The following is a 15,699-nucleotide window of genomic DNA, read 5'->3' as shown; positions in this document are numbered from 1 at the left end:
GTTAGAAAATAAACGCTCAAATACTCGTTCTATCTACAGTTCAAAATTTGGCTTTGATTTTTATTTTCCCAGAGTGACAAAACAGGGTTAACCAAGGTTTTACCCCACCCTAACCCTCCCCTTAGAAAGGGGAGGGAACCAGATTTTCCGGTTTCCCCCCAATGCATCGGGGGATTAAGGGGGGTAATTCGACTTGTGTGTACACCGTAGGCTTGCTAAGGGGAGGGGTGCAATGACTGTGAGAATCATAACTAATTATGCGGACATGATATGAGGCATATTCTGTTGATCTTTGATATCTTGAACAATCCGAAAACCTGCGTGTTGATAAAAATTGGGGCGGAACCAGTTACGATAATATTTTAAAGCTTCTGTACCATTAGTTATCCAAGATCCGCCTAACATCATTTGATGTTTATCATCAAAAAAGATGGCAGAATTATCTTCATAAAGAAAATGAGGTTGATATCCTGTAAGAGGGTTTAAGTTATTATTCAACCATTCCCAAACATTACCCCGCAAATCGTACAATCCCGAAGAACTTTTGGCTGTTTCTAACATCCCAACAGGACTAGGTGAGCCAAATTTTAAATTTAGATTGTAATTTTCGACATCATCTAATAAACTATTACCATAAGTTGCTAAATGGTATTCTGGTTCACTCATTAACCGAGTATCTTTCCCTTGCCAACAACAATAAGCCATTGCTTCATAATGATTGACTTCTACAGGCCAATCTAAGGGTAAATCGATTTCATCAAACATAGCTCGATATTTGTAGCTACCATTTTCATGTAACCAAAATTTGGGCTGTTGAATGTTGTATCGAGTTTTCCAATTCCAAGATTCTTCATCCCAATAAGTTTGATTTTCGTAACCACCAGCCTTGAGAAAATAGATAAAATCAGAATTGGTAATCAGATATTTACTAGCGAGAAATGGTGCAACTTCAACAGTGCGATCGCCATAATCAATATCCCATCCATAAGTCGAATCATCAAAGGCTTTACCGAGTTTTACTACCCCACCAGCAACTTCGATCATTTCGTTCTCAGGAGTGTAACCATTAAAAGGGGCATATTGCCAATTTTGAGGACGTTTCACTCTCTCAATTGGTAGTTGGCGAATTAACATCGAAGAAGTTTCAATGTGAATACGCTGGTGTTCAATCCCCATCATTAAAGCCCAAAGGGGATGATTGGGATGAATTGGTAAAGTAATTTTGGTTGTTTTAATTAGTTCGGAAATTACGGAATATGCTTGTTCTCTATATTCCCAAGTCTGTGCAACTTGCGGCCATTCCAGATGAGCGATCGCTGCATTCAACTCCTCTGGCTTTTCTGGATCTACTCCAATTTCAAACAAAATTTCATACTCTGGATTGAGGCGTTTTTCTAATAATTCCACCTGAATTAATTTATTAATGTAGAAAGTAGCCGAATGTCCCAGATAAAAAATTAGAGGATTTCTCAAAGGGTCGGGATTGAGATAAAATGTCTCTTCTCCAACTAGACTTTTTAATAACATATCTTCCATCTGCCAAGCATTCTCAAAGTAATTGAGGATAACTTGGTTATTACAACTATCAAGTTTTGGAGGTTTACCAGATTGCTGACTCTTCATGGTGTCACTAAGTTGCTGTTAAAGAACAATAAAAAAATCAATTATCTATAAATCCGATTTGATTCCTGAATTCACTTGCATAGGTAGGGAACACGGATTAACAATTCAAAATTCAAAATTCAAAATTTAAAACATTTCAGACGGGGATTTAAACCCTGACTGAAACTGATACTACATATAGATTGCAGGTTCTTAAACTCTTGAATTTACGATAAGATTCTTAAATATGACAGATTTACTATTTAATAGCAATACTTCTTGTTCAGTAATTAGTTTTTCAAATAATACTACAGCTTTATCGACTTAGTGTAGTAACACCACAGATTTGACTAATTTAATATTTGTTGAATAATTAAACTATCAGCTAACAAGTAATTCAGTGGGAATATACATTACGACTTACGCAAAAACCCTCCTAAACTCTTATTTCTCCGTGAACTCTGTGTCCTCTGTGGTTCGTTTTCCGTTACTTGTGCGTAAGTCCTATTAAATGAATAAATCGGGAACCTGAGACTCTTGATTTTCACAAACTAGTCATCACCTGAGCTAATGCAGTAGATAAATCAATTACAGATTCCTGGCATTTTTTAAATAAAACTCCAGCTAAAAAATAATAATCTCCAGAATAAAATGCCATCTGATTTTTTTGGAGTTTTTCGATGTGCTTCTTTACCTTGGCTTCAGAGCTATAGTAGCCAAACTGTAAAGGTAAAACCATGAAGTTTTGAACATAATAACCATTTTGTTTGGCTATGTTCAACGTATTGATTGGATTAGAAAAGCTAGATATTAAAACCAATACATTTTCATAATCTAACGATAAAAGATCGTTGGTAACTGTGGCTCCATCTACACCCCCAAATAAGAGTGGCATATAAATATCGTTATCTGGTGCGGGGAGATAGGGCGGATTGGCAACAAGATACTCGGCATCAGGTTGAGAAGAATTAAACAAAGATGAATTGTGGATGATGTATTTATTAGTAAGATTGTATTCATCGATAGTTGAATTTGCGACTTTCCATGCAGAAGTATTTAATTCAAATCCCTGGATGACTCCATCAAAATTGTTTCTCAATAAAGAATTAATTACAGGGCTGCCATCTCCTGAACCAAACTCCACAATAGATTCAGAATTTTGGCAATTTCTGATCACAAAGCTTTCTAAGCAATTTGAGTAGAAATTAGATTCTTCAGGACAAAAAAAGATATTTTTCATTTGACTGCACTTCAACTTGTAAGGTATAATCTATGTAACAGTAGGTTATTTATTACCTTTGATTAAGGCAATAAAGACTGTTCTTTAGCAAGCCGTTGCTAAAGAAATATGTTTGCAGGATAATTAGCGATAAAATGACTTAAAAATGTCAAATTAAAATGCTAAGAATAACCTGCTATTTATAATTTTTGAGATTGCTCGCATGAGTAAAGCGGCTTATTGTAATTCGCGTATCGATCGCACAACAGCAGCAGAGGCGCGATCGCCCATTAGTTTCTCCTGGTCATAGCCAAGCAGCAGTTCCCACGCATCATTGGGATATCGTTCTGCCAAAGGCAAAGCCACATCATCTAACATCCAACGACCGTGGCGCTCATCTTCCCGGATGTGCAGTTCCCAATAACCCATCGCCGCCTCTGAGAGTCCCAATCTTTGCGCCGCCGCCAGATAGTTTTTGTAAGCCGCAGGGCCAGCCACCTCAAAATATGTCAAGGCACCACAATAACGGAGGAAATAGCGTTTGCGATCGGTGGTCAGAAAGTTATGATTATCACAAGCTAAGACTTCCCAAGGTACTAAATCGAAGTATCCTTCTGGTTCAGTGTTCATCCCAAACTCAGCCAGCATTTGAGCAAAAAATGTAGAGTGCTTGCGGGATAAACGACCATTGCCGTATTCTTCTAGTAATACTCGCACCAGCGTACACTGCATTTCATTAGCAGCACCACCCAATACGTAGCAAAGACGACTACCTTCAACCAAGCCATCAAAGGAGCCGATCGCTAGCAGGTGACGATACCCAGCTTCAGTCATTTCCTCCCGAATGTAGCGGCTATTGTCCGACAAAAGCGGCTCTAAATCGGTAGATGCACGCTCAATTAAAGCGTGTTTTACGTCTAATTGTTGCAGTGCAGCCACATCAAATTGTGCCAGTTCCCACTGTTGCCAAGCAGCTTCAATTTGGTCACGGCATGAGTACAAGTAAGGCGATCGCTCATTAGTATAATTCCGCAAATCGTCGTACCAAAACAGCTTTAGCCGATTAATTCGATAAAGTATCCGTTGGAGAAAACGATGAGCCTGTTGATCGGAGCGATCGTTTTCATAAGCAGCACCAATTGCCATAGAGAGCGACTGTTCAAACTCACTGGCTATTGAAGGATTTGCATCTAGCTTATTATCCAAATCCTCCATTGCGAGCAATTCTATAAATTGCTCCTCAGCACGGTCGTACTTAGTAATTTTTCTTTCTTTAGTTTGCGTGCTATTTTTCGCAGCCTCAGTCTTAGGAAATGTAACTAAATTGCTTTGCATGGAATCTTCGGTACTTTGGAAAAGTGAGAAATTACTTTCACCTCTAATATCTAGGTTTCCACATCAGTAGCTTTCTGTACCTCTTTCCCTGGTTATAAAGAAAAATTAAGTTTCAAAGGAATGGACAAGAGGCAGAGGGGCGGGAAGCAGGGGAACCCGCCCAACGCACTGGCAACTCTATTGCCCCTGCGGGTTCGCTCTTAGCGTTCTCGTAGAGTAGCCGCTTCTCTACGAGACGCTCCGCGAATGCGTCTACGTAAAAAAAATGACTTTGACAAAGACTGCTAGCCTTAACCCAAGCCTATTGTTCTACAAATGGTCTATAAGATAAACTACGATAAAACTATCTAAATAGTGGGGTTAAAGATTATGAGCAACACTAAAAAAGTTAGTGACGACTTGAGCGCTGCTGGACAACTAACTTCTGAGGAGTTAAAACAGGCAGCCCAAGAGGGATTTAAGTCAGTGCTGAATCTGCGTTCTCCCGATGAAGCAGGTTTTCTCAGTGACGAACAGCAGCAAGCTCAAGCGGCTGGATTGGAATATGCTAATGTCCCATTAAAGCCTACAGAACCAAATCAAGAGCAAACCGAGTTAGCAATTCAGGAGATTGAGAACTTACCCAAACCAATTTTAATTCACTGTGCTGCTGGAGCAAGGGCTGGTGGTATCGCCTTGATTGCCAATGCTATTAGTGAAGGTCTGACTTATGAGGAAATTAGTCAGAAAGCCCAAGAGCTTGGTTTAAATTTAGAACAACCCCACCTCAAGCAATTCTTACTTGAAAATTATATTGCCAAGCAAAAATGACTAACTCAACACCAGGCCGTTTGGGTGAACTCGCCAAGCTGTTTTTTAAACTGGGCGTTATCGGCTTTGGGGGTCCGGTTGCTCATATTGCCATGATTGAAGATGAAGTGGTTAAGCGTCGCCAATGGTTGACAAGGGAGCATTTTCTAGATTTGCTGGGCGCAACTAACCTAATTCCTGGGCCAAATTCCACAGAAATGGCCATCCACATAGGATACATCTATGCAGGATGGCTAGGGCTGATTGTGTCAGGGGTTTGTTTTGTCTTACCTGCGGTTCTAATTACTGGTGGGTTTGCTTGGGTTTATGTTGCCTACGGTACTCTACCCCAAATTGCTCCTTTACTTTATGGTATTAAACCGGCTGTTTTAGCAATCATCATCAATGCCTTGTGGGGCTTGGCAAAAAAGGCTGTGAAAACTCGCCAATTACTAGCGATCGCTTTCGCTGTGGCATTGCTAACATTGTTATTGAAATTAAATGAAGTAATTGCCCTATTAATTGGGGGATTGCTGGGGATGGTTTGGTTACATTCTGGCGATAAAAACGATAAACCAGGAGATAAAGCCAACTTTCTGATTGCTAGTCTCAGCACAGGTGCTACTTTGAAGGCATCAACTGTACTTGCTGCATCGGTAGCTACTGCATCTACTGTCGCCAACGTTTCTCTATGGCAGTTGGGCTGGTTTTTTCTCAAAGTCGGTAGTGTCTTGTTTGGTGGTGGCTACCTTTTAGTAGCTTTTCTGCAAGGGGGATTAGTTCAAGAATACGGCTGGCTGACACAACAGCAGTTATTAGATGCGATCGCAATTGGTCAATTTACCCCTGGCCCAGTACTTTCCACTGCTACGTTTATCGGTTATGTCATTGCTGGCATGCCTGGCGCAATTGTTGCCACAATCGGAATTTTTCTACCTTCTTTTGTTTTCGTTGCTGCCCTGAATCCCCTAATTCCACGCTTACGAGCCTCTTCTTGGACTAGAGCATTTTTGGATGCTGTGAATGTTAGTGCCGTAGCGCTAATGGTTGTTACGACTCTACAACTGGGGAAAGCAACTTTAACATTACCACAAGCCCCATTTGTAGATTTTCTCGGTTTGGCGATCGCGATCGTCTGTGCCATTTTAGCCATTCGCTTTCGCATTAATGCTGCATGGCTAGTCTTTGGTAGCGCTTTCATTGGCTGGGGTGCTTCACTCTTGGGCTACACCCGATGAAATTGCAAGTATTTTAGATTACTAGTAGCTTGACTTTAGACACTTATTACTTTATTGGTATTTTTTGACTTAAGTTTTCTATCCTCTCTATGAATCAAATTTATAGAGATTTTTCTGATTTTTACGGCTGAAGTAAGTCAAAAAATAGATAGATTAAATCTTGCTTTCAAACTATTTTTGTGTGATAATCGCCATTAACTCCGGCAAGACCATGTTTTTTTAGTATTTTGTGGTCATGGTTCAAAAATTCAGCTAGTTATCTATTGAAAAATAGTCAATGATATAACTTCTAACCACTGACTCCTTTGTGGAAATAAAGTTAACTTAAACTAAGGTGAAATATGTCAATTCAAGACACAGTATCTAATTGGGAACAACTGTTAGAAATTGCCCAAAAAAATACCTCGGCTCGACGGGTGCGTAGACCAGGGCAATCTCCTTCTACCGCTCCCATACCTAGCAGTCTCCATAAACTGCCACCAGATACAGAACCGCCAGTACTGCTTTACCGCGATACTAACTCTTGGTGTCCATTTTGCGAGCGGGTTTGGTTTGCTCTCGAAGAAAAAGAAATTCCCTTTGCAACAGAGTTTATCGACTTGACTAACAAGCCTAAATGGTATACCGATTTAGTTCCCACAACTCTTGTCCCGGCGGCGAAAATTGAGGACAAGTTAGTTTATGAATCCAAAGATATTCTGTTAGCGTTGGAAGAAAGATTTGGGCCAAGCTTGCTTCCTGAAGACCCAGAGGAAAACGCCGTTGCTAGGCAGTGGCTTGAGGATGCAGAAACCAATGGTGTGAGAGATATCGCCTATAAATTTCTCAGACAACCCCCGGAAGATCCGCATGAATTAGCAAGTTTACAAGCAGCTTTTGAAGCGAAATTAGACGAACTAGAGCAACTTCTCGGAAAGTATTCCGGCCCCTACTTTTTGTCAACATTTAGCGTCGTAGATATTACCTATAGTCCCCATTTAGACAGATTGGCGGCTAACTTACCCGTTTATCGCGGATATCAACTCAAGGGAAATCCCCGCTATCCTCGGATCAATGCTTGGTTTGAAGCACTCAAACAACGTCCCGCCTATCACCGCGTCAAATCGGATGATACCACCAACAATTTACTTTTGCGTCGTCGCTGGGGCGTGACACCAATCGGCAATCCTTTGCCCCCCGACCCGGCTATTAGCCAAGAAATTCAATTTCGGGCAGAAGCGGCTGAAAGGTTGACTGATAACCGAGAAGTTGCTTTAGGAGATATCCTGAAAAACTCCGGGGTGCAAGCATTGGCGGTCAATGGTGACACAAGTGCCGTTAAAGAAGCGGTTGATTTTCACCTCAGATTACTAGCTGACTATCTGATCAATGGCAATGGTGCAGCATTACCGTGGGGACGTGTGGGTGGTAAAGACAATGCCGATCCCACTACGGCTGCGGTTGGTGCGATCGCACTTGCCTATGTGAGAAATCGCATCTGTGCGCCACGGGATATGAGTGCTGGTGCTGCAACTGCATTCCGGGCAGCAGCTGATAAAGTGTTGGCATCTCTTTATTAGCGATCGCATTTTCAGTCTATAAGACATCTGGTATAAAAAAATGTAGAGACGTAGCAGTGATACGTCTCTACAAAGGTTTTAGATGGAGATATCTTATCGATAATCTTGACTTTGAATGCTCCCTAAACGAGCAGCATCACGAATATTGTAGTCATCACGGGTAAAGCGATTTAACTGCATTTCAAAGAAATCTCGATTGGCTTGTAAATGCTTGGGATTTTGGTCATCTAAAGGGTATAAAAGTGCAGCCCGCAAAGCTTGAATTACCGCAGAAGTGACACAATACATTGAGCGTTGAAAACTCACTCCTAACTGAATCAACATATCTTCTTCGCCCCGGCAATGTTGGCTGTAGTAATCAACAAGATATGGGGGCAAAAAATGCAACATATCTTGCGCTAATAATGTCGGGGGTATGCCAGCTGTACCCACTGGAAATACGTCAGCGTAAAGAATGCCATAGTGAAAGTCTTTTTGATTTTCTGGAACTTGACGCGCTTGAGCATTATAAGATTTTGTTCCTCGGAAGGGTGCGGTGCGGTAGAAAACTGCTTCGACATAAGGTAATGCAGCTTCATATAACCACATAAAACCCTTAGATTTGGGGACAATTTCGTAGCATTCGCCACGAATATAGACGTGATGGTAAATGGGACGACCTGTGATCGCAAATATACCATTAACTATGAAGCTCATCGCCTCTGGGACGCTGGTAATAGTACCTTCATCATAGCGATCGGACATTTCAAAGAATACCGGTGCCATGACTTCCCAAAATAAGCCCAGGTTAGCGTAGTATGACATTTGGCGGCACTGTTCCAAAAACATATCGGGGAACAGCTTGTAAAGCCCCAGCATTACGGGGTTTCCTTGGAAATAAGCTTTAATTGCTCGGTCGGCGTTGGCTTTGTATTCTTCAGAATCTAGGTAAGGGTCAAATTGTCCACCCATGCCTCTGTGCCACAACATCGCCCGCATACAAGCTTCCGCAAATTCCATGTTAATGCGATCGTGTAACAAGTGATGGAATAACTTTGGCATTTTGAAAGTTTCACCCTTCTCAATAAATGCCAAAAGTTCGGGATGTGCAGTAGCTTCGCCGCGCCAAATTCGTAAATCGGCATCATCGCCAGCGTAATGATTATGCAGTTCTAAATATTCTTTGGGTAAGAAGTATTTAAAGAAGGGAAGCGGGTTTAAAAATTCGCGTTCGGCAATATAAAGTAGGTCGCGCCAGTAAAAATCCATCGGTACAGCATAAGCTTTATACAAACCGATGATTTGCATCAAATTTTCTGGAGTATCGGGTAACATTGAACCGCCAGCTTCTAAGCGGTGAATGACTTCGGCAAATTCGTGATTTGAAGGAGGTAATTTAATTGCTGTTTTAATTGCTGTCATGATTATTTGGTAATTGGTGTTAGTAATTCTTGACGAATATTCAAAGCATGAAAAATGCTCAAAACATCATGTGTCCAAACTGGCAAGATTAGCGTCATAGCAATTTCTTCAACGCTATGAATTGTGCCAGCAATACAAGTCAGCCATAAGGTAACTCCGGCGTAATCAAAGCCGAATAGGGCAATAATGGCAATAAAAAGAGTAATTCCCCAAAATTTTGCCGAGTAGGTGTGATAGCTAGCGGGTTTACCATATTTCACTAAATTCACCACCCACCACAGCAATTGAGCAAAAACAATCATTAGCAAAGGGACGCTATAAGTAACCAGAATATTTTGATAAACTATCCACGCACTGACGAAGATACAACTAAAAAGGCAGACATCAGCCCAACTGTCAGCTTGGCGCAATTGGGCATTGCTAACACCTAGTCGTCGCGCAATTATGCCATCAAAAATATCTGAAAGGAAGGCTGCAATAAAACCAACGATGAACCAAATACTGGTTTTACCATCCAACGCATCTAACAGGAGAAATGGAGATATCAAAAAGCGAAATAGAACAAGACCACTGGGAATTAATGTTAGATTCATCCTTCCTCCTTTATCGATGCGTAAATCTCTTATTTATTACTTCAGCGCTACTTCCGAGATTACGGTTTTTTCTAAGGGGGGAATTGCAGCCACCATTGTTGTAGTTGTAGATTCACTCCAACGTACTAACCAAGTGGGTTGTACTCCTAAAAAGATGATAAAGGCTGCCAAAATTAAAGCTGGGATTTTTTCAGACCAAAGAACTTTGGGATAGTAAGCGAAGTTATCGAGTCTGCCAAAACAAGTGCGGTTAAGGAGGATGACAAAATAAACTGCGGTTAATCCACTAGCGACTACACACAAAATTGTCGGGATGGGAAAGATAGAGAAACTACCTTGAAAGACGATAAATTCGGCAATGAATCCTGTTAAACCGGGAATACCTGCGCTAGCCATACCGCTTAAAACTAGTAAGGCGCTAATTAAGGGTAAACCGCGTATGGGACTCATTAAACCATTGAGTTTATCTAACTCGCGTGTACCGACTTTGGCTTCTACAACTCCTACTAAGTGGAAGAGAATCGCCAGGATAATACCATGACTAAACATTTGGGCGACTGCACCAACGAGTGCTAAAGGAGTACTGGCGGCACCGGCTAGCACTATATAGCCCATGTGACCGACGGAACTGTATGCTACCATACGCTTGATGTCTTTTTGAGCGATCGCAATTACTGCCCCATAGATAGCGCTGATTGCTCCCCAAATTGCCAAAGTCGGCGCAATAATACTCCAAGCATGGGGAAACATACCCAACCCAAATCGCAGTAATCCATAAGTTCCCAGCTTTGCTAACACGCCACCGAGAAGAATGGCTATTGGTGCTGAAGCCTCAACGTAAGCATCGGGTAGCCAAGTATGGAAGGGAATTAAGGGAATTTTAATGCCAAAACCTAATACTATTCCTGCTAGTAAAAGGATTTGTTTTGCTGTTGACAAGTTTTCTGTAGAGACTGCATCAAAAGCAAAATTAGTCGAACCACTCAGCCACACCATACCCAAGAATGTCGCCAGAATTAATGCTCCCGAAACAGCAGTGTAAATCAAGAATTTAATTCCAGCATAACCCCGTTTTTTCCCTCCCCAAATGGAAATTAGTAAGTAGAAGGGAATTAATTCTAGTTCGTAGAACAAAAAGAATAGCAGCAAGTTCTCTGCTAAAAAAGCACCTGCGACTCCTCCACTAACTAATAAAATCATCGAGTAGAACAGCCGGGGACGTTCAGTTTCTTGACTACTGCTGTAAATAGCAATCCAGGTGAGTAGGCTATTTAACACCAACATCAAGATAGAAAGCCCATCAACACCTAATTGATAGCTCAAGCCAAGGGTTTCATTCCAGGGCAAATACTCTTTAAATTGCATTCCTGGATTGCTGATATCAAATTTTAACAGGATAAACAGGTTCCAGAATAGAACTAGCCCCGAAAAAATTAATGCTGTTAAACGAATGCGATATGTCGGGATACTTACAGGTAATATTGCTATGAAAAAAGCAGCGAAAATCGGCAGCCAAATCAATACACTTAACATGGTAATTTTGTCCTTTATCCTTCGTCCTTTGTCCTTTATGATTTACTCTTAGAGGATGTTTGAAAAGTTTTTTTGCATACACCTAACCCTTGGAGATCCCCCTAAATCCCCCTTAAAAAGGGAGACTTTAAGATTCTTATTCCCCCTTTCCAACTGGTTCCCAGCTTCCAGGCTGGGAACGAGGTTACATAAGTCTTTGGGCTTTTCTTCGTGCCATTCGGCAATGATTAATGACAAAAGATAAAACAGCTAATCGACGATACTGATTTTTCCAGTATCTAAATCGTAATAAGCTCCGACTATTTTTAGCTTTTCTGCACTAATTAAGTCAGATAAAACTGTGGATGATTTCAACTTTTTAACTTGTGCCAAAACATTTGCTTTACAGGCGTTTTCTAACTTATCTCCTGATTCTCCTTTAGAGCTTTCTACGCTCGGTTTAATTGCCTCAAGCAAACTTCCAATTTGTCCTGGTACTTGAGCGCCTTTGATTGCGGCTTGCACCGCACCGCATCTTTCATGCCCCACTACCATGATGACTTTAGAGCCTAATACTAAGCTACCAAATTCTAAACTACCAATTTCTTCTACTGTGGCAATATTACCGGCTACACGACAGACAAATAAATCTCCAAGTCCTTGGTCAAAAATAATCTCTGAAGGAACTCGTGAATCTGCACAACTTAGAATCGAAGCAAAGGGTTTTTGACCTTTAGCAACTTCGACTAAACGCGAATGGGTTTGGTGAGGATTGCGACGTTTTGCTTTAACAAATCTTTCATTCCCATCTAGTAATTCTTGCAGTGCCTTATCAGGCGTAATATCTTCATCTACTGGTTTTTTTTCGGCTGCAAGTAAGTTTGAGCCAAGTCCGGCTGTTAATACACCTGTACCGATCGCACCTGCACCAAACTTAAATAAACTTCTTCTGGAAAGATTTATCTGCGGATGTTGTATGCTCATGAAATTCTCCTCACAATGTTAATTAATTCGTAATTCGTAATTATTAGTAAAATAGTTTTTTGTAATTTTTATTGGTATTTAAATTTCCAACTAATTCAATTACGAATTACGAATTACGAATTATTCTGCTATCCAAGTGTCGAAATTTGAAAAACCATATTTAAAAATTGCATTCCCCAAAATGGCCAAGTTACCCACATTCCTAAAAAACTTACTCCTACAAGGACAGTTAAGGCATAAAACTGGGTTTGTCCAGAGGTGCTGTATTTAAGACCTTCGCCACCTAATAGCGAAAATAAACCAACGAAGTTAACGATGCCATCGACTACAAAGCGGTCAATCATATCGGCAAGTTGGGAAATTTTGGCAACTCCAAAAATTATCGTAATTCGATAGAGTTTGGGTGTGTAAAAATCGTATGCGATTAAGTCTTGTAAACCTTTCCAAGGGAGACGAATCGGTTTAGGAATATTGCCTAAATAAATCACGCCAGTGATGCTGCAACTGAAAATACTCGACCAAACTAAAAGTAGTGCGACATCTTTATTTAGAGTTGCCCAATTGGGTAAAAGTGATAAGCTTTGCAACACCAAAGGAAGATGTAGGTTAAAGCCAAGTAAGATTACCATCGGCAGAATCATCGGCCAGTGAACTTCAGGCGATCTCTGGGCCATTTGTCTAGCTTTACCGCCAAAAATTAAAGCGAATTCTCTCGTCAAACTCACAGCCGTCAAAGCATTTACAGCTATTAATACTCCCACTAACCAAGGTTGGGTTTCCCACAACCCATCTGCTAATTCTATCAGCGCCCAAAAGCCACCCAATGGTGGAAAACCAATTAACCCCAAACTTCCAACGATAAAGGCGATCGCAGAAATTGGGCGGCGCGTCCACAATCCGCCTAATTGGGTAACATCTTGGGTAATGCTATTCCAAATAATTCCGCCAGTACTCATCACCAACAATGCTGCGGATATGGCGTTGCTAAGGACTAACGACAGCGCTGCTTCGTCTTGTTGCACTCCCACAGCAATGAATACTAAACCCATGTATGCACTGACAGAATAGGATTGGCAGCGTTTAAGATCGATTTGAGCGATCGCAATCAAAGAAGCACCCACGGCTGTCACCGCACCAATCGCAACCATCGCTGAGGACGCTATGGGCGACAGGCTTAACACAGGTTGCAGTTTAATCAGCACCCATGCACCACTAGCCACTACTACCGAGTTCCGCAAAATCGTACTGGGAAGAGGGCCTTCCATTGCTTCATCTAGCCATAAATGCAGGGGAAATTGGGCGCATTTACCCATCGGACCAGCAATTAAAGCTAAACTTACCAGTGCCATAGTTGTCGGGTTGACGTTAGCAGTAGCCGCCCACTCAGCTAATTCTGTATAATTCCAAGTTCCAGCTAAAGGCCATAATGCCAACACGCCCATCAGCAAGAATAAGTCTCCCACCCGCTTGGTTAAAAACGCATCTCTCGCACCTGAAACTACCAAAGGTTGACTAAACCATAAGCCGACTAGTAGATAGGTTCCTAAAGTTAGAACTTCCAAAATTACATAACTGAAGAACAAGTTATCACACAAAGCAAGGGCACATAATCCCGCTTCAAATAATCCCAGCAAAGAATAGAAGCGTCCCCAACCCCAATCCATTTCCATGTAGCCGATCGCATAAATCTGTGCCAGCAAATTCAATCCAGTAATTACAACCAAAGCGCCGACACTGATTGAGGATATTTCTAAAGCAATGGTGAGGTCTAAACCAGCCGTAGATAACCAAGGAATAAATACATTTTGGGCTGGATAATTCCAAGTTGCTTGTAAAGCGATCGCACTATGCACAAACGCCAAAAATGTCATTACCAAGTTTACATAACCCGCCGGTCTTGGCCCCGTTTTCCGAATGATTCCCGGCGACCAAGGCACGGCTAACAAGCCACCTATTAAGGCATAGCACGGAACTAGCCAAACAGTCTCAAGTAGAAACTGAGCCATCAACTTACCTCTATTATTGTCATCAAAAACTATGGGTTTTGAATCAACTGGCGTTGATCCCTGTTAACCCAGCGAGCGCAGATAACGAAAATTTATCTTTGTTTAATTTTGTTAAAAACAGCTTACCGTTATATCTGTCAAAATGGAATTATTTAACTAAATAAATTTGAGATAAGAACTCTAATTATTTCTTATACTAAGGAACTATTTAAGTAATTAATCATAGCTATTAACTTTTATCTATGCATTGAGTCAGCGATTAATCAATAGTTATCATTAGTTTTATCAATTGATAGAAATGCACCCCACCCCAAAGCATCGGGGAGGGGAGAGAAAGCGTAGCTTTGGCGGGGTGGGATGATTCGGGTTTAATAAGGGACTTCCAAATAAAAAAATATCCAATTAATTCTTGTGGGGTGGGCATCTTGCCATAGGTGTCAAGTTAAGAAAATTAGAGTCTTGTCAAGTGGGTAAAACGCAATGGTTAAACTGAACACAATAGTGTTGAGAATAACCATGACTAAGCCACGGAATAAACAAGGAAATCCAGACTTTCACCCTACCAGTGATGGCAGCAATAGTGTTGAGTTTAGTGTATAGACAAATACAGCATTACGGAGCAGTATTGAACTCAACTGCAAATCGCTATAATCTTCAAGCCATACCCAAGAATTTTTTATACTGATCTATTTGTTTTTGCGTTCCCTCTAGTAGTTTGCCAAAATCAAAATTATTCTGATCATCATTGCCATTCACATTGATGCTGTCCAGAATATTCTCATAGTTTTGGAATTGCGACCATAATTCTGGATTGGCTAATCCATTATTATCTGCGGCTGATGTCAGATATTTTGTGTTTCCTGCGTAAGTATAGCCCATCTTAGACATCGCCTGAGCGATCGCAGGGTTAAAATTAGAATGATTCCAACTGGCGGTAGTTTCTGGTGTTAGAGATTTTCCTGTTTCTGTAGTTGCCTGACCGATTCGAGAACCAAAATTGGAACTATTAAAACTAGATGTCTTATTCACTGCTGTATCTGCAATCACCTGACTTGCTAGAGAACTGACATTAGAAATATTCAAACTAGAGCTTGTAGTTTGCGTACTATTTCCTGCGGTTTCTGTGACAATCTGGCGTACTTGGGCATCAGTCAGGTTGGGGTTAGCACTAAGCATCAGAGCTACGATACCAGCAACGTGAGGAGCAGCCATAGACGTGCCGCTATAAGTGTCATACTGATTATTCGGAACTGATGAATAAACCTTGACTCCGGGCGCTGCGACGTAAGCTATTTGATTTGTTCCAGAGCGATTAGAGAAGTCGGGCATATTATTATTTTTATCTACTGCGCCAACGGCAATTCCCGACTTGGATGCATAGCGGGCGGGATAGTCTGGTGATGAGTCACCATCATTACCTGCTGCCATGACGACAATCACTCCTTTGCTGCTGGCATAGTC

The 15,699-nt window shown here is 41.2% G+C and carries 12 protein-coding genes; 3 read left to right on the top strand and 9 right to left on the bottom strand.

Features of this window, described 5'->3' with window-relative positions:
• Positions 1 to 255 precede the first annotated feature (255 nt).
• The 3 genes from ovoA to HWQ37_RS13870 all read right to left on the bottom strand — a co-directional run bounded on the left by ovoA (position 256) and on the right by HWQ37_RS13870 (position 4,156).
• On the bottom strand, positions 256 to 1,623 hold the full coding sequence (gene ovoA / locus HWQ37_RS13880) for a 5-histidylcysteine sulfoxide synthase (protein WP_292748169.1): 1,368 nt from the start codon (positions 1,621 to 1,623) through the stop codon (positions 256 to 258).
• Between the two features lie 523 nt (positions 1,624 to 2,146).
• Positions 2,147 to 2,842, bottom strand: coding sequence for a class I SAM-dependent methyltransferase (locus tag HWQ37_RS13875; RefSeq protein WP_292748167.1), 696 nt, complete (start codon positions 2,840 to 2,842; stop codon positions 2,147 to 2,149).
• 216 nt (positions 2,843 to 3,058) lie between these two features.
• The gene (locus HWQ37_RS13870) at positions 3,059 to 4,156 is read right to left on the bottom strand and encodes an iron-containing redox enzyme family protein (protein ID WP_292748165.1); all 1,098 of its coding nucleotides are present in this window, start codon (positions 4,154 to 4,156) and stop codon (positions 3,059 to 3,061) included.
• Between the two features lie 369 nt (positions 4,157 to 4,525).
• Between HWQ37_RS13870 and HWQ37_RS13865 the strand changes: the two genes are divergently transcribed.
• From HWQ37_RS13865 to HWQ37_RS13855, 3 genes are all read left to right on the top strand, one after another.
• A complete protein-coding gene (locus HWQ37_RS13865; RefSeq protein WP_292748163.1) occupies positions 4,526 to 4,966 on the top strand; it encodes a protein tyrosine phosphatase family protein in 441 nt (146 codons plus the stop codon).
• Positions 4,963 to 6,183: a chromate efflux transporter gene (gene chrA / locus HWQ37_RS13860; protein WP_292748161.1), complete on the top strand. Its 1,221-nt coding sequence runs from the start codon at positions 4,963 to 4,965 to the stop codon at positions 6,181 to 6,183. The genes HWQ37_RS13865 and chrA overlap by 4 nt, the downstream gene beginning before the upstream one ends.
• 341 nt (positions 6,184 to 6,524) lie before the next feature.
• Positions 6,525 to 7,742, top strand: coding sequence for a glutathione S-transferase family protein (locus HWQ37_RS13855; protein WP_292748159.1), 1,218 nt, complete (start codon positions 6,525 to 6,527; stop codon positions 7,740 to 7,742).
• A gap of 93 nt (positions 7,743 to 7,835) precedes the next feature.
• On the opposite strand, the gene HWQ37_RS13850 is transcribed toward HWQ37_RS13855, so the two are convergent.
• The 6 genes from HWQ37_RS13850 to HWQ37_RS13825 all read right to left on the bottom strand — a co-directional run.
• A complete protein-coding gene (locus HWQ37_RS13850) occupies positions 7,836 to 9,143 on the bottom strand; it encodes a CO2 hydration protein (protein ID WP_292748157.1) in 1,308 nt (435 codons plus the stop codon).
• 2 nt (positions 9,144 to 9,145) lie between these two features.
• The gene (locus HWQ37_RS13845; RefSeq protein WP_292748155.1) at positions 9,146 to 9,736 is read right to left on the bottom strand and encodes a CDP-alcohol phosphatidyltransferase family protein; all 591 of its coding nucleotides are present in this window, start codon (positions 9,734 to 9,736) and stop codon (positions 9,146 to 9,148) included.
• 36 nt (positions 9,737 to 9,772) lie between these two features.
• Positions 9,773 to 11,269 (bottom strand): NADH-quinone oxidoreductase subunit M, encoded by a 1,497-nt coding sequence (locus HWQ37_RS13840; protein WP_292748153.1) that lies wholly within the window; start codon positions 11,267 to 11,269, stop codon positions 9,773 to 9,775.
• A gap of 249 nt (positions 11,270 to 11,518) precedes the next feature.
• Positions 11,519 to 12,232, bottom strand: coding sequence for a carbonic anhydrase (locus tag HWQ37_RS13835; RefSeq protein ID WP_292748151.1), 714 nt, complete (start codon positions 12,230 to 12,232; stop codon positions 11,519 to 11,521).
• A 128-nt stretch (positions 12,233 to 12,360) separates the two neighbouring features.
• Positions 12,361 to 14,238: an NAD(P)H-quinone oxidoreductase subunit F gene (locus HWQ37_RS13830; RefSeq protein ID WP_292748149.1), complete on the bottom strand. Its 1,878-nt coding sequence runs from the start codon at positions 14,236 to 14,238 to the stop codon at positions 12,361 to 12,363.
• A 654-nt stretch (positions 14,239 to 14,892) separates the two neighbouring features.
• Positions 14,893 to 15,699 (bottom strand): S8 family serine peptidase (locus tag HWQ37_RS13825; protein WP_292748147.1); only part of this gene is annotated, 807 nt, incomplete at its 5' end.

Source organism: Nostoc sp. NMS4 (genome assembly GCF_017115095.1).
Taxonomy (GTDB): Bacteria; Cyanobacteriota; Cyanobacteriia; order Cyanobacteriales; family Nostocaceae; genus Nostoc.
This window is presented reverse-complemented; position numbering and strand designations above follow the sequence as displayed.